This is a genomic window from Virgibacillus subterraneus (assembly GCF_900110695.1).
GTDB lineage: Bacteria > Bacillota > Bacilli > Bacillales > Amphibacillaceae > Lentibacillus > Lentibacillus subterraneus.
Genome location: NZ_FOEH01000007.1, coordinates 1 through 17,778 on the forward strand (window position 1 = coordinate 1; position 17,778 = coordinate 17,778).

A 17,778-nucleotide genomic window follows, 5' to 3' on the forward strand; every position below is an offset into this window, starting at 1 on the left:
GACCAATAGCATCAAGCATAGTCATTCCATTATATACATAAATAATTATCTTCATCACTTGCCTCCTTAAAATATTTGCTTCTAATAAATTCTACCCTCTTCTTCAACAATCCTGCTTCTATAGTTGAACAAGGATGTTGTTCCTTATTCAACTCTTGCACCCGTTACTTTAACTTTTCTTTAGACTATCCAGAACTATATATCCAAAAATCATTCCAGATATTGTTGTTAATGGCATATCAGGATTTCTTACAAGCATTACACTAAATGGTAATGTAACACTTGGGAGATAAAAGTATAAGAAAGAGGCTTGCGATATATATAGTGTCGGAATTCCAATTGCACATAATTTAACCCAATCAATAGCCCACTTCTTTTTTTCTTTAATTTCTTTTATCAGTGTAGGCAAACGCAATATCATTCCAATTAAAATAGGTAAAACAATAGAATATATAGTTAGTAGTTCTAAAGGTGCGTTAAACATCAATTTTTCTTTAATATTTAAAGGTATTTTGTATCCCCAAAAAACTAAAGTGAGAAAACCTATAGTTAATGAGAAATAAACCGCAAAACGTTTTACGCTTTTCATATATTAAATCCCCCTTATTCAACTCTTCTGCTGCTTTAGCACAAGAAGCGAATGCTCTTATTAAACAAACGCACCCTTTAGGTGAAGAAGAAAAGCTTATTAAACAATCGCGCCCTTTTGTTTAATTGTTTGCTACGCCTTTACCCATTCCTTATACTCCTTTTTCCTGATACCAACGAATAATCCTCCATTTATCATCCGAACCCTTTTGCCAAACTTCAAGATTCAAGGCTCTTACCACTCTTTCATTTTCATCATCACTATATGTAATTTCATAAGAAGTTGTTGCCTGATTTTCGTGTTGTGGTAAGATTTTTAATCCTGAAAAAATGAACTGTATTTTTTTAACTTAAAGTGATTAGCGGCCTCTTCATTGCCTTCTTTAATATCTTTAAGATTGAATTTTTCTACCTGTCCCAACGATGGCATGTAAAGCCACCCCTGAAATTCATCAGAATATAAATCGTTCATCTCCTCATAATTCCCACTCTCAAATTCCTGATGCAACTCCATTAACCTATATACCTCATTTGATACTTCTTGTTCTAGTCCCATACGTTCCACTCCTAACGAATAATATCTACACATAATGTTATTCGACAATAACCCCCTAATTCCCTTTCCTTTTTTACGCAAGATAAATCCAATATATTATTCAATTAATCCTTATTAGATACGAAAAGAGCGCCGATTCTTATTCAAGAATGGCGCCCGATTCTGGAAAATTGATTGCTATAAATTAACTAATATACGGGTTCCCATATTTATCACAATAATTATAGAACCCATGTCGATTCATATACATCATTTTTTCAATATTCTCAGGAGTATCAAATTCAATCAATTCCAAAACTAAATTGGTAAATTCAATAGGAGCCGTTCCATTTGCAGTAACCAAGTTTCTATCTTTTACTGCTTGTTTCTCTAAAAAACTACTATTTGGATTATAACCTTCATAATCATTCCAAATGTAAACTGAATTACCGGTGTGGTTATGATTATTCAGAAAACCATTCTCTGCCAAAAAATCCACAGCACCGCATATTGCTGCTATAGGAATATTATTTTGAAATGTAGTTTTGATTAACTGTAAAAGCTTTTTATTATCGTTACTCCATGAATTTCCGCCAATCATTACTAGTAAATTAAAATCTTCAGGTTCAGACCCAATAATATAATCGACAGAGGTTTTAAAACCTCCTATTGAACTTACAATACGATCTAAAGAAATAGTATTAACAGACCAATCTTCTCTTTGATTTAATGCCGATGATAAGTAAGCACCTTCCCAATCTGCATACTCATCTAATATGAGAAATAACGCCTTTTTCATACTGACATACCCCCTTATAGATTTAATTTTATTTATTTAATTGTTCAACAATCCTGGCCCGTTAGTTGAAGAGTATATAATCAAGATGGTTGGTTTTCAGTTTCTCTATGTTTTTTATTATCTCCCAATGAAAGTAATAAAATAGATACTATCAAGAGGATGCCTCCAATAATATTAAGGACAGTTAATTCGATAGGGAAAAACGGAAATGAAATTACTGCAAGTATAACAGGGCTAAACGCCCTAGTAACGTTGGCAATAGAAAAGCGCAAATATTTAAGTGCTTCATATAATAAGATTGTTCCAATAAATCCAGTTATAACTGAGGATAAAATAATTAATGATATGCCCTTATACGAATAATTACCATTAAATAAATCACCAACTAATACTGCATAAATCAAGACAAAAATTAGCGTGATAGAATTGTTTGTAAATAATATAGAGTTTGAGTTCTTATCTTTAGAGAGAGTTTTCTTAATAAAAATGTTAGTCAATGCAAAAAAGAAGGTATATAAAAGAGCAAATAGACTTCCTAATAATGTCGAGTTACCTACCCCACCTTTATTAACAAACATAAAAGTACCTAGGATTGCCAGAATGATAAATGCAATTTCACTTTTTGACATTCTCTCACCTAATATTAGAACGGATAAAATCACAGCAAATACAGTATAAAATCTACCAAGAAACCCAACCTGAACTGGTGATAGCAAATCCATACTGATAAACAAAAAAATTACGCCCAAGGAATTAAATACAGCCAATAAAATAATTTCTTTTTCAAAGTGAAATGAAACAGTTTTTTTCGTCACTATCCCCCACAAATAACTGGCAGAAATAATTGCAATTGTATTAATAATTGCAGCCTTGGATGGTGAGATATGCAAAAGCCCAAACTTTGATAATAACGGACCAACTGCCATCATTAATACTGATAATAAATTAAATGTGTATCCCTTTTTTAAATTGGTCATCTTTCCCCCCTCAAATCTTCACTATTAAACAAAAATCATTAAGTAAAACCCCTTTTCAAAATTGCAGTCGCCATGGTTGACAGAAGGCGCAATTCCTTTTTAAAGATTAGCACCCGTTAATTGAACAAGCACCCTACTTTTTTTGCAGGGTGCTATATCATTCACTTAATATATTCTCGTTGCATAAGAAGGTAAATTTCTAACATCTTTAAGGTATTTAGTCATGTTTTTATCATCATCAATTGGATATGTGAAGTTAAAATGTACAGCGACATCTTGAGATAAGATTCTAAACAAGTCACAAGTAATAAATATTGATTCCCACATATTTGTATAATCAGAATTAGAATAAGTTTCTTTGTACATCTTCCAATATGATTCTGGGAGGTATTCCTTAAAATACTTCCCCAAATTTCCAGGGGAAACTTGAAAGTCTTGTTGTATCCCAATCCACCAAGTAACCATTTTATCCAAGGAATCTCTCGTCGTATATTCAAACATAAGTTTTGCATATGGGAGTTCATCACGCCAAATGGCTTTTGCAACGTTTTGCAAACACCACCAGAAATTGTTTGCATAACTATCGTATTCACCTTTGGATGGCTTTTTCACATGGTAATCAATATCGGTAGGGCAAGGTATTGCTCGCAAAAGATTATCTTTGTCCATTAAGGGAAGAGTGAGCTTATCTTTTCCATACTCCTCAAACATGACTTCCTTTGTTTGAATACGAAGGTCTATACGATTTCCATCTGTAAAAAGCAATAAGAACCCATATGACTTGGTGAAATCGAAATCAATTTCCCTACCAAAATCATTTTTGTCAGGTTCTTGCATCATTATTAAACTTCCAAACTCGTTAATCCATGTCTTATCTTCTATAAAAGACGCTGTTTCTGTCACAACATAAACAATATCATAATCCTGAAAAATATCTTTGGGTACATTAGGGTTTGTTCTTGAACCATTCATATAAACTGCTCGAATACGCTCATCTGCCTTTGCAAAATTTATTATTAGGTCCATCATTTCTTGTTCATTCCTCATTTATTTCCCTCCTAAAATAGTTAGTTTTTGAATAAAAATTACAACGGAGGGGCTCGAGGATGATATAAACCTAATAAAATAATAAAAGTTTATAATTTATTTAAGGTTTTTTTCATCTAATCTTCCTTCCCTGTTTAGATTTATCCTGTACTTAAATTAGTTCAATATATGTTCGGAAATTCCTTTTTTATAGAAAATGCATATAAAAAAATTTAACTAAAACGGCATTTTTCTTCTTCAATATTACTGCTAGTTAGCACAATAAAAAAGGAGCTTTCCTACAAACTCCTTGTTCAACTACTGCACCCGTTAATTCAATAGCAATCTACTGAAGTCCGTGGTGTAATATTAAATCCCTTATAACTTCATTTCCAAAGGTAAACCACAATAATAACAACAAAACTATAATTCCCATTACAAGACTAAACCAAGCGAAGTATTTATTCTCCTTATTTATCACTGGATACAGAACAATTAGTAATACTCCAAACGCAATAGTAATTACTATCGAAAGCTGTCCTGTTAAAGTTTCAAAAATCATTTCCAATCCCCCCAGAATTGAATTTTCTATTTATTCTCTTTTACGACCAATCCACTAAGAATTCTTTCTTAAACTTTTGCACCCTATAGTTAAATAAATTTCTAGTTTTTAGTCATTATCATTGCGGGTGAATTTGTCAGCTAATTTTGCGCCGATATAAGCACCTAAACCAGCAATTAAGCCAATTATAATTTCCCTATAACTAGAATTTGGAACGAACATGCTTGCTGCAAAAGCAAATAGACCAGTAATGAGTCCTACCAAAACACCTTGTGACCAACTTCTCTTTCTTTTCATTTCTACCTCCTATGCTTTTCTTAGCCATTTTATTTCTAAATCATTAGGAACTGCCTCATCGACAACTCCTTGTTTCACTTTTGCACCCGTTAGTTTTAATAGGAAATATTATCTTTTCTTAATCGTAACCTCCGAAGTATCTAATCCTAACCTTTTCCTTAACTCCCCTGTGATAGAGAATGAAATTATAGCACCTTTTTCAACATCAACAAATTGGTGGTGGGTCCCCGTAACAATTGTTCCATCAGTACCATATGTTTTAGTTGGGCTGGGGTTAAATTTTATAAGATGCTCATTATAATTTCCGCTGATTTTCCCTTGCGTAAAAATGTCCTTTGGTAAAACTACATAAGGTGGTTGTCTTTGCACCACAGAAACTTTAATTGTGTTTTTCTTCACTTCTATTATACCGTCTTTCGGAACAGGTGACCCATTTACTTCTAACTCATAATCCCATAATTCTTTTGCTAAATCCTTTAATTGAGCGTCACTGTATTCATTTATAAGGTCGTCAATCAACTGATTATAATAATCAGCTTCCTCTTTCGCATAGTTAAAATCCGTTTCAATACTTTGTAATGTATTTTTTAGTTCCTCATTCTTTTCTTCTAATTTTTTTATTTGGGCATCTTTATCTTCAATAAGTTGTTTCGTAGCGTTGTCATCATTCGTTTTGTCATTATTTTGAATCGAACTTTTATCCGTACAACCTGATACTGATAAGAAAACAATAATACATAATGTTGTTAATAATAAAGTAACTATTTTCTCCATTTTAATCCCCCTATATTTAACTTCAATCTTACCTTTATGTTCTAAAATCTCTGTATAATTCACCTGCAACTTTAGTGGAACAATGCCAATAAGCATTGGCTTTTCCTTTTAAAGTATTGCACCAGTTAATGAAATAAAGAGTTAATTCTTATTTTTAATTACATCTATTAAATAGTAAATTAGAGAAACCACAAATGAGAGTAAAATTATAATTATTGTTCCAAAGGTATAAATTACTGATTCAGCAGGGTCTCCACCATCAAATACATTTCCAAATATGAAATAGAAAATAGCACTAATTTATATAAAAAAAAACGAAAATGCTTACAAATTTCCCCATATTCAATCCCCCTTAAATAGAATTTTCTCTTGAATAATCCTGCTTCGTTAGTTTAAGTGTAATTCTTCACAAATCTGTGTTTATTTTAACATAAATATTCACAAAATTTTGTGAAGTCATAGGAAAACTGACTAATTGCCAATTTACATATGAGATTGCAGGCAAAGTGTACACCCTAACAACTTAAGGTGAAAATCACACTGCAATTTTAAGTGATGCTATTACTGAAAATACTATTATGCCAACAAAAAAACGACCATCAATCAGCATGCAGATTAATGGTCGTTTTACATTACATTACATTTTTAATATTTTCAATAGATCAATATTCGTCTACTGCTGAACCAACGTCAGGTCAGCTCTTACTTCTCACAGCTTCTGACCCCTGTTTACGATACATGGAAATTAACGCCGCTCCGATTGAAAGTAAAGCAAAAAATCCGCCGACTGTTGCATTTTGTTCAATAGAGGCACGCTCAATAACCAGACCGCCAACCAGTGATCCGAATGCGATACCTAGATGAAGCGCCGAGTTATTCAGACTCTGCTGAATGTCAGATGTCTCAGGTGATAAACCAATGAGATAGGACTGTGTTGCTGGAGCCAACGTCCAGCTGAGCACCCCCCAGATCACCAATATCGTTAAAAATGCCGGGAGTGCAAATGTTGTATATGGTATGGAGAATATAACCAGCGTAAACAGAACGATCGTTAACATAATGGTCCGCTCTGGCCCTAGTTTGTCTGATAAAGTACCACCAACTCCACCACCACTTACAGCTGCTATTCCGAAAATCAAGTAGATAACACTGAGCCAAGTCCCGTCTATCTCCATGGTCATTTTTACAAAAGGAGTCAAATAAGCATAAAGAACTGTATGGCCCGCTATGAACAGAAATGTTATGGCCTGCCCAAAAAATATTCTCCGTCTTTTCAAAGTTGCCAGTTGTTTTCTAATTGGGTTGGAAGGCTTCGGATCAATCTGCTCCATCAAAAGGAACACACCAGCTATGGAAAAGACAGTCAAAACAGAAATCAGCACAAATGGTGCACGCCATCCAAAAGCATTCCCCAACAGTATCCCGACAGGAATCCCAAGAACAATCGAGGCACTAACTCCCATGGATACTATTCCGATTGCCCTGCCACGATATCTTGTATGAACGATTGATGGCGCGATGGTTAGACAGAGAATAATTAGTAGTGATCCGCTCAATGCCGAAATAATTCTCCCTATAAAGACAATCGAATATGTCGGGCTGAAAACTGTGACAATATTTCCCAATAGAAATATAGCCAGCGAAATAAGTGTCAGCCGTTTTCGCTCGATATTCGACGTAAGTATTAATAAAATCGGTGCCCCAACAGCAAAAATCAGTGAAAAAATAGTAATCAGGAAGCCAACCTGACCAAGACTAACATCCAGGTCTGCTGCCATCAGGTCCAATAAACCACCAATAATTAATTCAACCATCCCGACAACAAATGCAACTATCATTAAAAAGTAAACACGCTTATTCATTTCATGACGCCTTTCATCTCTTAGTTAGTTCGATAGTTAATCGTAAACCTAATTGTTCAAAAAGACAAGAGTGTACCAGATAAATACTTTTAACAAACACAATATATGTATATATCGCTATCTTCCTGCTATAACAGACAAAATAGTACTGAAACTAACCAATAATAACCTAGTACACCAGAGTTAACTGTTGTCGTCCTTTACAAAAAAAGAAGTAACCGCACTTTGTAAAATGCGATTACTTCTCTTACCATTCAGACCAAAAAGATCATAACTATTGAATCCTTATCTAAAGTTGCCATACATTCCAATATTAAACTAGTCTTTTCTAACTGGAAATTGTAACTCAGTCACAAATTCATCAGGATTATCTGTCAGCCAGTCACCCTTGTGGTATATCTCCCGAACCGGTCCATTGGTTGAATAGCCATTATCAGATGACCATTTATGCATTGTATTAGACGTTTCCCCGATAGTGGAAAGTGATCCGGTATGAACGATACTTGCCATGTTCTCAACTAAAGGCAGTTCATATACCTTAACGTCATTACTTTCTGGAATAACATTTGTTATCGGTTCAACAACCTCCATATCTATCTGACGAGAATCAGTGTTTATAAATAAACCACTATGATACATCGTCAAACAAGGTACAGACCGTTTGCTGTTCATTTTATTAATATGTTTATTGACCGTTGACCATAAACTTTCACAAAAATTATCAAATGATAGGCTGTTTGCTTTCTGAATCGACTTTCTTACAGATGCCACTAAGATGGGTTCAACTTGCTTAATTGATATTTCATTCATATAAGGTACTCCTCCGTTCTTTATTAGAAAAATATTTGTACGGAGACGTTCCAGTCTGTTTGTTTCCAGTTCCAATGATTTTTCCAAGGAATCTGCCTTATCTTCCAGCATTGTAATTATCTCTTTATTTAAAGAGCCTTCAATTAAGGTAGAAGAAATTTCTGAAAGTGATAGGCCGGCATCCTTTAAAGCTAAAACTTTATTGATTGTTACAAGCTGATCAGCTTCATAATAGCGGTAGTTTGTATTCCCATCTATGAACCTGGGTTCTAGTATTCCTATATTTTCATAATGATAAAGCGTATTTATGGAAAGCCCGCTCAACTTTGAAAAATCACCAATTTTAAACATATAATCACCTCGAAAAAACAGACTATACAGCTGTGCACCTCTGCCGTCTAATTTAATAATAATGTCTTGGGTAACCCAAGAGTCAATAAAGTTTACTATATTTTTTTAATTTATCTAAGACTGCTTTTAGCTACCCAGCCTTCTCTACCATCTTTTTTAATTAAGCTATATCCCGTACAGCTGATTCTGTAATCAATCTTACCATAACATTCCAACAATCTATCGGATTCTCCGGCAAACACACTTCATCTAACCACCGAATACAATAGGCACAAAACCAGTAAAGGGTGAAAAAAGTGCCACAATCATTTCCAGTTAATATTGAGCCAATGCGAGTCAGCTATGGTACGGATATCCAAGTAATCTATCCGCATGTTTTTGGTATGCGGGATCGGGGAATGGAGCGATTCATCAATCAGAACATCGTCGATGAAACACAGCAGCTTATCAACATACAGGTAGCTGAAATGCCGACCACGCTCGTTGAAATGGACGGCTCATTCGAAACTAAAAACAACCAGCGTGATGTCCTGAGTTTATCCTTTTACAACTATGCGTACCATTATCAGGCAGCACATGGAATGACCTATATCAAATCACTAACTTTTGATTTGGAGAACAAAAGCCGCTGCAGTCTCAGTGACCTGTTCAAACAGGGAAGCAATTATGTGGATCGGCTTTCTGAGCTTATTAATGCACAGATTCAAGAGCGCGATATTGGTACATTTGAGGATACGGTTAAAATTCAGCCGGATCAGGACTTTTACATTGCTGATAAAGCACTAGTCATCTACTTCCAACTCTATGAAATCACACCGTATGTTTTCGGGTTTCCGATGTTTCCAATATCAGTCTACGCCATCCGGGATATTATCAATGAAAACGGTCCGCTTGGCCGAATGGCAGAAAATAATTAGCTTTATACTAAACTTAAATATAAATTTAAAGTAAGAACATCTATAGGAAGACCATATTCAATCGAAGAACCCACACCCATAACAGAACTCACGAAGGGTGTGGGTTTTTTATTATCATTTTTAGATTAAAGAACATAAAAACGAACCTTTGTTCGTGAAATTACTATTAATCTTTTAACTCTTATGGTAAAATTTATGTAGCAACTACATAGTATAGTGGGCGGTTGGCCATCTTCCTTGAGAAGGGAGGTGGTAGGATGACGACATTTGAAGCATTAAGTCTAGTAGCGCAATTTAGCATTTCACTAATAGCGACACTGACACTAATTGTAACTATTGTCGTCTACCTAAGAACAAAAGCGCTGGAGCTGGACGTCGCTGATTCGGAAGTCCAATTATCCACAGCACTTAAATTTTATTATTTCCTATATAAACAAAAAGAAGTAACCGCCCCGTGACCAATGGTAAGCAGTTACTTCTTTTGCCAAAACCCTCTTTATGCGGTCTGTAGTTGTCGGTAACGGGTAGTTAGCGCTACTCGTTACCTTATTCTTATTATAAGTATAATTTTATTCATTTATACTGTCAATGTATTTGTGTCACCAGATATTTAATCTCAAACATTATAACACCATTATATTAAAATTTCATGATACTTTTAATTTCCATGCCACTTTTTCACCGCGAGAAACGATAATACTTATGAATAATATAATTATTCATAACCACCAACCCAGCGTGGACCCGTTCAGCATACAATTTTCCATGCTTGTTTTGTAAGATCCAATTAATTAGATCATTCTACTGTATAGATATACTTTATTAGACTTAGCAAGTTTAAATATCTGCCTTCCTTAAGAATACTGGTCAACTACTCCACCTATTCTTAAGGACTTGTAACTTATTATACTTTCGCAGTTTTATATTCACAAACTATGCAGCATTTTTTGAAGATGTGATATTAACATTCGCCTGGACTAAACGGTTTCTAACTGTTATTCCAATCCAGCTGGCAAGAAATGCTTTAATTAATCCTACGATTATGAACGGATAGACACCTGCTGCTAGTGCCTCACCCCATGTTAGTTCAACCACATATTTAAGCTGAATAGTCCCAAATAATAACGTAATCACCATACCTATAGTATTTGCAATCATTGCCATAGGGACAGTAAACCTAGACTTTTCAAGGATAAATCCTGTGACAAAGGCAGCTGCAATAAACCCGAATATGTATCCTCCTGTTGGTCCTACCAATACTTGAGAGCCTCCACTAAATCCTGCAAACACCGGAAGACCTATAGCCCCAATTGCTGCATAGCAAACCATGGCGACAGCTCCTTTTCGACTTCCGAGAATAGTCGCCGTAATTCCGACTGCTAGTGTTTGGCCACTTATCGGCACAAGAGGAAGTGGGATCTCAATTTGGGCCATAATAGCTGTTATCGCAGCAAAGATTGCACAATGTAATATGAATCTGAGCTTCTCACTTTGTTGTTCCAATTCTCTCAACTCCTTAACTTTAAAATAATTGCATAGACAGGACACAAAAAACAGTATCCATTATAGTGATTATAAACATAGATTAAATTATTGTAAACCACAATACCAATAGGTTAACAATATAGTTGAACTCATATACCCTATTCAGCCTCCTCTCCTATATTTTGGTATTATATATAAAAGTACCCTAAAGGTGTCACATTTTAGTATTTAAAAGAGTCTGCCATTTTGGTATAACTATTCTTTATCCTGTTCCACATCAACAATCACTTTAAGAATATTAGTATTAATTTTTTTCAATAATAGTTATATATCATACACTGCAAAATCAAAAGAGGAATTAATATGTTAAAACAGTTTTACAGTGACGTAATCCAATATAAAGGGACCCATTATGACTACGGTTATTTCCAAGGTGAACTTCTCAAAGATTCGACTATTTTGCCTAACCGTGAAAAACAATGGGGGCCTAAGAAAAATCGGCACTTTTTGATTAATCCGGAAGAGTATAAAAATATCATGTCAAAATTTGCACCAGCCATACTTGATGAAATTCGCGGACTTGCTGATGCCCTTCACATGAATATGGAAAAGGCATTCCGTCTGTTTGGCGGATATTATTTGGAATATACCAGAAGCGGCTGTTCCATTTTTACCGATTCTAATTTTATGGTCCGGAATTACGACAGTAACCCTAAAGGTTATGAAGGACGTTATATGCTATACGAGCCGACCGATCAGGGGCTTGCCGTTATCGGACCGTCTATGCAAATTACTGGGCGGATTGATGGAATGAACGAAAAAGGACTCGTAATGGGTTATAATTTTACTCATAGCAAAAAATCAGGAGATGGGTTTCTATGTAATATGATTGGCCGCCTAATTTTAGAGACATGTGCAAGTGTGGATGAGGCAATCTCTTTACTGAAAGAGATTCCACACAGACATTCGTTCAGTTATGTTCTTCTGGATTCCTCCGGAGAATCCTATGTCGTCGAAGCTTCGCCAAGAAAAGTAGTAGTGCGGAAATCTAATGTATGTACAAATCATTTCCAGTTGCTTGATGAAGAAAATCGCTACCGTCTTGAAGAATCACGCCATCGGGAGAAAACCATACAACAAAAGCAACTTCAGGCAACGAACCCTTATCAAGCTTTCAAAGTTATGAACGATCCCGCTCACAGTGTATTTTCAAAAAAATACGATGCAGCTGCCGGGACTATTCACACGTCTACTTATTTTCCGAAAGAATTGAAAGCTTGGTTCGTAATTGGTCCGAATCGAGAACCGGTGATTTTTGACTTTACCAAGTGGATTCAAGGTGACAAGATTAACATTAAGCGAATCAAAGGTAACCTTGAATATGCTGGTTCTTTTGTAAATATGGAATACTTGTTTGACCCTTCAGCGCGTTATGGACTGGAATGACGTGTGAGATAAAAGATACACGAAGATTCGATCTTGACCACGGGGAGGTAAGTCCACTAGGCGCTAGTATGTCCTGTAGGTCGGATCTGGACGTGGCTAATTCAGAAGTCCGGTTTCCTTCAGCTTTATAGTTACCTCGTAAACAATAAAAAACCCTCACTAAAATGCGATGGGTTTTTCACCTAATTATTTACATGAACATTCATTTGTGGATATGGAATTAAGATTTTTTCTTCATCAAAACGCTTTTTCACTTCTTCTAATATATCAAAATGTACTGTCCAGTAATCATCTGCATTTACCCAGACTCTCACAGTATAAACCACTCCGCTTTCCCCTTGGTCTGATAATCGGACAAATGGCTCAGGATCTTGCAGAACTAATGAATGGTTTTTGAACAACATCATTTAAAGTTTCAAGAACATGATTCGTATCTGACTCATATCCTGTCCTGAATTGGAAATCCACACGTCTAGTATCATTGACTGAATAGTTCACAATACCTGAGTTAGACAAAATGCCATTTGGAATATAGATGACTTTATTGTCTGGTGTAATTAACTCTGTGTAAAGAATTTGAATTCCTTTTACAGTACCGCTGTATCCAGCACCCTCTACATAGTCTCCCACTCTAAAAGGACGCAGTGTTAATAACAATATTCCACCCGCGAAATTGGCGAGTGACCCTTGAAATGCTAGACCAATTGCAAAACCTGCTGCAGCAATAATTGCTACAAATGAAGTGATGTCTACCCCTAATATTTTTATAATAGACAAGATCAGTAAAATTTTAAGTATAGTTCCGATTAACGAAAGTAAAAACGGCTTTAAGGTATCATCCGTTTTAGAGCGTTCAATTCTTTTCCCAATTATGTTCGTGATTGCTTTGATCACAATTAACCCGACAATCAGGACAATAATTGCCAGCGCAATGTTTTTAATAATAGGTAGTGCCACTTCCATCCATTCCATTTTTATTCCTCGCTTTGTATTCTAGTATTTTTTATACTTGCTTACTCTATTTCGAACTGTGCATAGAATAACCAATTCCTTGTGAATATATTATCATACATTATGACCTGAATAACCTACAAGTAACCGAGTCACCATTTGATTGTTATATAACCATATAACTGGGGTAAATAATCTAAATGATTTAATTTTGCACAAAGGTCGATCAAATATAAAAGTCATCTGTTAGATACCCTCATAATTTTTTACTACTGGTCGAAATGCTAATGTTGACTGACTAAAAAGGAGCAGGTAATTTGTCAGATAGTAACGAAGACTTGAAGCTTGAAATCGAAAAACTAAGACATGAGATGTATCACGCCTATGAAACCCATCAAGAGTACAAAATCCTCGTTAGCATCTCCCAAAAGTTAGACAACTTGTTAAATAAGTTGAAGCAAAATTGATAACTAAACCCTCCGGTATCCCTGGAGGGTTTTTTTAAAAGAAAAATTTCTAAAGAAAGGACAAGTGAATCAAATAGGACACTTCAAACGTAGGTAGTTTTAGCTATTCGAGTAAGAAAATATTATAAATAGTCGTGCATATACTTATGTAGAGTTCGAGATATAAGAAGGCATTTTATTGAATTAATAGAAGTTGTAAATAGATATCAATATACTAGATTATGTTTGTTGTTTATTTTTAAATCCTATGATTTTGTCATTGGTAACGTTAATAACATCACCTAGGGCAACATATTTAGGCACTTAAATAATGATGCAATAGCGTAAAAGAGATTACAGAAAATGAATTTTCAAGACCAATTACATTACGTTGGCTATATTATAATTTACGGATTTCTACGTGAAAGGTGTTAAAGACATGAGGTTAGCGGTTATTACAGTTGGAAAAACACATAGCGGAAAAACTATATTTGCTCGAACTTTAGAACAGGGTCTGCCCAACTCTCTTATGATAGACCAGGATAATCACGCAGAATTTATCAACACTTTTTATAATACCCTGCAGCCAAAACAGCACCCTAATACTCTCAAGTATGCTGTATCTCAAACAATTGTTGATTATGCTGTTAATCAGACTAATTTACACCTTATTATCAGCAACTCAAATCGTAAACGAAAGGATCGCTTTGAACTACTCAAACAGTTTCACGAAAAAGGATTTATCAGCATTCTTGTTCACTTTAATTTCCCAGACCATATCCTTCAAACACGAGTTACTGAAAGTCAGCGCAGTACAAATATACTCAGGAGTGCTTCTAATTTTGAGGAAGTGCTTAATCGGCAACAGACTGATACTCTGAAAGAAGAGGTGTCAGATCCAAAAGAAGGAGAAGCAGATCATTTATTTGTAGTAGAAGACAATGAAGAAGTTGAATCTGTTATTCAAAGAATTATTCGAATTGCTCAATGAATGAGGGCTTTAGTGAAATAATACAGAAATAGCCTAGCATATCATTATGAATGCTAGGCTATTATATTTCAAAATACCCAAATGAATTTTACCTTTTACTGTCTTACTGTTTGCAATGCTCCGCTCCATGATAGAAGTTGATCAAGCATTTCATTCGCATTGTTTTCATGGTAGTCTGCTGGTTTGAACTTACTAAAGTCTTCAAAGTCAGTCATTAGTGAGAATGTAACTGCTGTGCGTACATCTGCCACTTGTAATTCCCCTAAAATAAGGCGCAGATTTTCATGTGCCCGCGTACCGCCTAAGCTGCCATAACCGACAAAGCCTGCTGCCTTGTTGTTGACTTCTGGATTTAAATAATCCAATGCATTTTTAAATGCTCCGCCTATTGCGTGGTTATATTCTGGTGCAATGAAAATATAGCCATCAAAAGAAGCTATTTTTTCGGACCAAGCTTTAATTGCTTCCTCAGCTTCTTGTTGTTCAGTTTCTGGTACTGCTGCACCCAAAAACGGCAATTTATATTCTGCTAGATCTACAATCTCATATTCTGCCTTATCGTTACGCTTTGTCGCGAGATCATTGATCCAGTTTGCAACTGCTTCCCCATTACGACCTTGACGAACACTTCCTAGAACAATTCCTATCTTTACCATTTATATCTCTCCTACTATGTTTATTATCCTTAATTCAAGACAATCGCTAGTATAATCTATTAATACAACTAAGTCTATCTTTTTGCTCAGGATTAAAAGAACGATTATCAATGAACGTTTTAGTTAAACTCTAAGTGTATATTTTATACTTGATATACTTTTTATATCAGATATACTATTTATAAAGAGGTGTTAAACATGAAGGTTTGTCCTTATATTGAAGCTTCCTTTCAAATCTTAGGGAAAAAGTGGAATGGGCAACTTATCCATTATTTGTCCTTGTGTGATAACGGTACAGCACATTTTTCTGATATAAAGCATGATTTGAGAGGAATTACATCCAGAGCACTATCACTGAAACTTTCTGAACTTGCAGAAGAAGAACTAGTCGAAAAAATAGTGGAAAATGGTTCACCAGTCACCATTTCTTATCAATTAACAGAAAAAGGAAGATCCCTCTCCGATAGTCTTAAGCCAATTCAGGAGTGGGCACAAAACTATATGAATGTAAATACTCCAAAAGAAAGCGAGGGAGAGGAAATTGACAAAAAACAATAATATGATTTGTGACTCAGAAACAGGCGTATGCGGCGTATCTGGAGAAGAAGAACTGGAGGTAATTGATTTAAATAAACCCCAAAAAACGATTGACCTTTATTATGTGACGGACCCTATCTGCTCTCATTGCTGGGCACTTGAACCAGTTCTCCGCCGTTTTGAAGAGCAGTATGGGGATTATTTTAACTTCCATACGGTAATGGGAGGATTGCTGGAAAAATGGGGTGATGAACCAGTCGATCCGGCAAACGGAATTTCAGGACCTGCAGATGTTGCTGGACATTGGAGAGAAGTTGGTGAACAAACGCGCATGCCAATTGATGGCTCGCTTATGTATGACAACCCTGTTCAATCATCTTATCCCCCATCTCGGGTATTTAAAGTTATTCAAAATGAGAACAAAGCCTTGGCTAATATCTTTTTACGCCGTGCTAGAGAAGCGGTTTTCGCGTTCAATCAAAATATTTCAGAAGGAACCGTTCTGATTGAAATCGTGAATAAACTTGGACTTGATGGAGAGAAAATTGTAAAAGAAGCTGAACTACCAAGTGGACAGCAATCATTAAATGAAGATTTTGGACTTGCAGCAAGTCTAAGCGCTACAGGATTTCCTACCATTATAATGGTAAATGAGGAAAATAAAGGTGTGAAAATTGTTGGTGGTCGCCCATTGGAATATTATATATCAGGGCTAAAGCAAGTTCTGAACATAGAGGAGCTCCAACCAAAGCAGCAACCAGCACTTTCTGGATTGCTAGAAAAAGAAAAATTACTGTTTTCAAAAGAGATTGAAGTAATGTACGATGTTGAAAAAAAGGATATTCACGCGTTTGTTGAAAAAGAGCTTCCTTGAACTACTTACCAATCAAAGGAAATTATGGGAGAAACTTATTTTGTGAAAAAATAACTACGTTAAAGCAGAAGTGATCAGGGATAATAAAAAAGAGATTTCCAACTAAGGAAATCTCTTTTTACTAATAACGCTTATTTTTGAACGTTAGCAGCTTGTGGTCCACGGTTACCTTCAACAATTTCGAATGTAACTGTTTGGTTTTCTTCTAGTGTTTTGAAACCTTCGTCTTGAATAGCAGAGAAATGAACGAATACATCGTCTTGCCCTTCTACTTCAATAAAACCGAAACCTTTTTCTGCGTTAAACCATTTAACATTACCTTGTAACATAAATTGTTACCTCCTGCGTGGATATTATCCACAATGTATTACTATTAATGCTCTGCATATTCATTCCAGACGAAAGTGACTTACTAGTTACTTTTCTCTTTCATTGACAACCGAACAAGAATAATTAACTTTTATCATAACAGTGAAAGTAGTTCCTGTCAAGTACTGATGCAAATTCTTTTAATTAAGTAGTAGTGCTGTTATTTTTTTAAGCTATCTAAAAAGACGAATCCAAAAACAATGCCAGCAATTGTTGTAACTGTCGGACTGCCAGTTATAATTATATCTGGTATGGGAATAGAGCCTTGACCCAATGGTGAGTATGGTAAAATAGACATTGTTATTACATAGAAACATGGCAATCCAATTGCTATGAATTTAACCCAATCAAACGTCCACTGCTTCTTATTATAGATTTCAATTATCAATTTTGGAAATCGCAGCAACAATCCAATAACGATAGGGAATAAGGTAGCAAATCGTACGACAGGAAATAATTCAAACTTCATTTTTGCTTCTTCATTTAATTGAACTTGATACTTCATTCCCCAGTAGATTATAAGTC

23 protein-coding genes are annotated in these 17,778 nt (G+C 35.2%); 7 read left to right on the forward strand and 16 right to left on the reverse strand.

The genetic code is table 11. The features are described 5' to 3' along the window. Positions 1-169: 169 nt before the first annotated feature. The 10 genes from BMY13_RS16310 to BMY13_RS16360 form a co-directional block, all read right to left on the reverse strand. Entirely contained in the window at positions 170-589 is a 420-nt protein-coding gene (locus BMY13_RS16310) for a hypothetical protein (RefSeq protein ID WP_092505927.1), read from the reverse strand. Between the two features lie 315 nt (positions 590-904). Then, positions 905-1,144, reverse strand: a complete 240-nt coding sequence (locus tag BMY13_RS16315) for a hypothetical protein (RefSeq protein ID WP_092505929.1) — start codon at positions 1,142-1,144, stop codon at positions 905-907. A 184-nt stretch (positions 1,145-1,328) separates the two neighbouring features. After that, positions 1,329-1,922 carry a type 1 glutamine amidotransferase family protein gene (locus tag BMY13_RS16320; protein ID WP_092505931.1) on the reverse strand — a complete coding sequence of 198 codons (594 nt, stop codon included), beginning with the start codon at positions 1,920-1,922 and terminating at the stop codon, positions 1,329-1,331. An 80-nt stretch (positions 1,923-2,002) separates the two neighbouring features. Then, on the reverse strand, positions 2,003-2,899 hold the full coding sequence (locus tag BMY13_RS16325) for a DMT family transporter (RefSeq protein ID WP_092505933.1): 897 nt from the start codon (positions 2,897-2,899) through the stop codon (positions 2,003-2,005). Positions 2,900-3,064: 165 nt separating this feature from the next. Then, on the reverse strand, positions 3,065-3,946 hold the full coding sequence (locus BMY13_RS16330) for an aminoglycoside 6-adenylyltransferase (RefSeq protein ID WP_092505935.1): 882 nt from the start codon (positions 3,944-3,946) through the stop codon (positions 3,065-3,067). A 325-nt stretch (positions 3,947-4,271) separates the two neighbouring features. Further along, a complete protein-coding gene (locus BMY13_RS16335; RefSeq protein ID WP_092505937.1) occupies positions 4,272-4,487 on the reverse strand; it encodes a hypothetical protein in 216 nt (71 codons plus the stop codon). 108 nt (positions 4,488-4,595) lie between these two features. Next, complete coding sequence (locus BMY13_RS16340) at positions 4,596-4,784, reverse strand: hypothetical protein (protein WP_092492808.1); 189 nt, start codon at positions 4,782-4,784, stop codon at positions 4,596-4,598. Between the two features lie 108 nt (positions 4,785-4,892). Then, complete coding sequence (locus BMY13_RS16345) at positions 4,893-5,558, reverse strand: mediator of RNA polymerase II transcription subunit 4 (RefSeq protein WP_139184835.1); 666 nt, start codon at positions 5,556-5,558, stop codon at positions 4,893-4,895. Between the two features lie 695 nt (positions 5,559-6,253). Beyond that, positions 6,254-7,420, reverse strand: a complete 1,167-nt coding sequence (locus BMY13_RS16355) for an MFS transporter (RefSeq protein ID WP_092505941.1) — start codon at positions 7,418-7,420, stop codon at positions 6,254-6,256. A 318-nt stretch (positions 7,421-7,738) separates the two neighbouring features. Further along, entirely contained in the window at positions 7,739-8,581 is an 843-nt protein-coding gene (locus BMY13_RS16360) for a MerR family transcriptional regulator (protein ID WP_092505943.1), read from the reverse strand. A gap of 296 nt (positions 8,582-8,877) precedes the next feature. Here BMY13_RS16360 and BMY13_RS16365 point away from each other — a divergent pair, with 296 nt between their 5' ends. Further along, on the forward strand, positions 8,878-9,498 hold the full coding sequence (locus BMY13_RS16365) for a DUF3298 and DUF4163 domain-containing protein (RefSeq protein ID WP_175476843.1): 621 nt from the start codon (positions 8,878-8,880) through the stop codon (positions 9,496-9,498). A gap of 257 nt (positions 9,499-9,755) precedes the next feature. Next, entirely contained in the window at positions 9,756-9,956 is a 201-nt protein-coding gene (locus tag BMY13_RS16370; protein WP_092505946.1) for a putative holin-like toxin, read from the forward strand. Positions 9,957-10,431: 475 nt separating this feature from the next. Here BMY13_RS16370 and BMY13_RS16375 read toward each other — a convergent pair whose 3' ends face one another. Continuing rightward, positions 10,432-11,001, reverse strand: coding sequence for a biotin transporter BioY (locus tag BMY13_RS16375; RefSeq protein ID WP_092505948.1), 570 nt, complete (start codon positions 10,999-11,001; stop codon positions 10,432-10,434). Between the two features lie 345 nt (positions 11,002-11,346). Here BMY13_RS16375 and BMY13_RS16380 point away from each other — a divergent pair, with 345 nt between their 5' ends. Beyond that, a complete protein-coding gene (locus tag BMY13_RS16380) occupies positions 11,347-12,429 on the forward strand; it encodes a C45 family autoproteolytic acyltransferase/hydrolase (RefSeq protein WP_092505950.1) in 1,083 nt (360 codons plus the stop codon). Positions 12,430-12,611: 182 nt separating this feature from the next. Here BMY13_RS16380 and BMY13_RS19800 read toward each other — a convergent pair whose 3' ends face one another. Beyond that, positions 12,612-12,836 carry a hypothetical protein gene (locus BMY13_RS19800; protein ID WP_342729343.1) on the reverse strand — a complete coding sequence of 75 codons (225 nt, stop codon included), beginning with the start codon at positions 12,834-12,836 and terminating at the stop codon, positions 12,612-12,614. Further along, positions 12,793-13,401, reverse strand: coding sequence for a mechanosensitive ion channel family protein (locus BMY13_RS16385; protein WP_245736136.1), 609 nt, complete (start codon positions 13,399-13,401; stop codon positions 12,793-12,795). Before BMY13_RS16385 ends, BMY13_RS19800 begins: the two co-directional genes overlap by 44 nt. A gap of 317 nt (positions 13,402-13,718) precedes the next feature. Between BMY13_RS16385 and BMY13_RS19285 the strand changes: the two genes are divergently transcribed. Together BMY13_RS19285 and BMY13_RS16395 are read left to right on the forward strand one after the other, a co-directional pair. Then, positions 13,719-13,847 (forward strand): Spo0E family sporulation regulatory protein-aspartic acid phosphatase, encoded by a 129-nt coding sequence (locus tag BMY13_RS19285; protein WP_281243738.1) that lies wholly within the window; start codon positions 13,719-13,721, stop codon positions 13,845-13,847. 418 nt (positions 13,848-14,265) lie between these two features. Next, the gene (locus tag BMY13_RS16395) at positions 14,266-14,817 is read left to right on the forward strand and encodes an AAA family ATPase (protein ID WP_092505952.1); all 552 of its coding nucleotides are present in this window, start codon (positions 14,266-14,268) and stop codon (positions 14,815-14,817) included. Positions 14,818-14,912: 95 nt separating this feature from the next. Here BMY13_RS16395 and BMY13_RS16400 read toward each other — a convergent pair whose 3' ends face one another. Continuing rightward, a complete protein-coding gene (locus BMY13_RS16400; protein ID WP_092505954.1) occupies positions 14,913-15,473 on the reverse strand; it encodes an NADPH-dependent FMN reductase in 561 nt (186 codons plus the stop codon). A 198-nt stretch (positions 15,474-15,671) separates the two neighbouring features. On the opposite strand from BMY13_RS16400, the gene BMY13_RS16405 reads away from it, so the two are divergent. After that, positions 15,672-16,031, forward strand: a complete 360-nt coding sequence (locus BMY13_RS16405) for a winged helix-turn-helix transcriptional regulator (RefSeq protein ID WP_092505956.1) — start codon at positions 15,672-15,674, stop codon at positions 16,029-16,031. 1 nt (position 16,032) lies between these two features. Continuing rightward, complete coding sequence (locus BMY13_RS16410) at positions 16,033-16,884, forward strand: DsbA family protein (RefSeq protein ID WP_092506162.1); 852 nt, start codon at positions 16,033-16,035, stop codon at positions 16,882-16,884. Positions 16,885-17,015: 131 nt separating this feature from the next. On the opposite strand, the gene BMY13_RS16415 is transcribed toward BMY13_RS16410, so the two are convergent. Next, positions 17,016-17,213, reverse strand: a complete 198-nt coding sequence (locus BMY13_RS16415; protein WP_092493415.1) for a cold-shock protein — start codon at positions 17,211-17,213, stop codon at positions 17,016-17,018. A gap of 200 nt (positions 17,214-17,413) precedes the next feature. Beyond that, positions 17,414-17,758: a hypothetical protein gene (locus BMY13_RS16420; RefSeq protein WP_245736137.1), complete on the reverse strand. Its 345-nt coding sequence runs from the start codon at positions 17,756-17,758 to the stop codon at positions 17,414-17,416. Between the last annotated feature and the right edge of the window lie 20 nt (positions 17,759-17,778).

Bases quoted from the DNA above. Each gene is read 5' to 3' on its own strand.
- BMY13_RS19800 (WP_342729343.1), bottom strand. From the start codon at position 12,836: ATGATGTTGTTCAAAAACCATTCATTAGTTCTGCAAGATCCTGAGCCA.
- BMY13_RS16315 (WP_092505929.1), bottom strand. From the start codon at position 1,144: ATGGGACTAGAACAAGAAGTATCAAATGAGGTATATAGGTTAATGGAG.
- BMY13_RS16325 (WP_092505933.1), bottom strand. From the start codon at position 2,899: ATGACCAATTTAAAAAAGGGATACACATTTAATTTATTATCAGTATTA.
- BMY13_RS16370 (WP_092505946.1), top strand. From the start codon at position 9,756: ATGACGACATTTGAAGCATTAAGTCTAGTAGCGCAATTTAGCATTTCA.
- BMY13_RS16310 (WP_092505927.1), bottom strand. From the start codon at position 589: ATGAAAAGCGTAAAACGTTTTGCGGTTTATTTCTCATTAACTATAGGT.
- BMY13_RS16380 (WP_092505950.1), top strand. From the start codon at position 11,347: ATGTTAAAACAGTTTTACAGTGACGTAATCCAATATAAAGGGACCCAT.
- BMY13_RS16400 (WP_092505954.1), bottom strand. From the start codon at position 15,473: ATGGTAAAGATAGGAATTGTTCTAGGAAGTGTTCGTCAAGGTCGTAAT.
- BMY13_RS16410 (WP_092506162.1), top strand. From the start codon at position 16,033: ATGATTTGTGACTCAGAAACAGGCGTATGCGGCGTATCTGGAGAAGAA.
- BMY13_RS16420 (WP_245736137.1), bottom strand. From the start codon at position 17,758: ATGAAGTATCAAGTTCAATTAAATGAAGAAGCAAAAATGAAGTTTGAA.
- BMY13_RS16405 (WP_092505956.1), top strand. From the start codon at position 15,672: ATGAAGGTTTGTCCTTATATTGAAGCTTCCTTTCAAATCTTAGGGAAA.
- BMY13_RS16340 (WP_092492808.1), bottom strand. From the start codon at position 4,784: ATGAAAAGAAAGAGAAGTTGGTCACAAGGTGTTTTGGTAGGACTCATT.
- BMY13_RS16385 (WP_245736136.1), bottom strand. From the start codon at position 13,401: ATGGAATGGATGGAAGTGGCACTACCTATTATTAAAAACATTGCGCTG.
- BMY13_RS16355 (WP_092505941.1), bottom strand. From the start codon at position 7,420: ATGAATAAGCGTGTTTACTTTTTAATGATAGTTGCATTTGTTGTCGGG.
- BMY13_RS16320 (WP_092505931.1), bottom strand. From the start codon at position 1,922: ATGAAAAAGGCGTTATTTCTCATATTAGATGAGTATGCAGATTGGGAA.
- BMY13_RS16330 (WP_092505935.1), bottom strand. From the start codon at position 3,946: ATGAGGAATGAACAAGAAATGATGGACCTAATAATAAATTTTGCAAAG.
- BMY13_RS16415 (WP_092493415.1), bottom strand. From the start codon at position 17,213: ATGTTACAAGGTAATGTTAAATGGTTTAACGCAGAAAAAGGTTTCGGT.
- BMY13_RS16360 (WP_092505943.1), bottom strand. From the start codon at position 8,581: ATGTTTAAAATTGGTGATTTTTCAAAGTTGAGCGGGCTTTCCATAAAT.
- BMY13_RS16395 (WP_092505952.1), top strand. From the start codon at position 14,266: ATGAGGTTAGCGGTTATTACAGTTGGAAAAACACATAGCGGAAAAACT.
- BMY13_RS16335 (WP_092505937.1), bottom strand. From the start codon at position 4,487: ATGATTTTTGAAACTTTAACAGGACAGCTTTCGATAGTAATTACTATT.
- BMY13_RS16345 (WP_139184835.1), bottom strand. From the start codon at position 5,558: ATGGAGAAAATAGTTACTTTATTATTAACAACATTATGTATTATTGTT.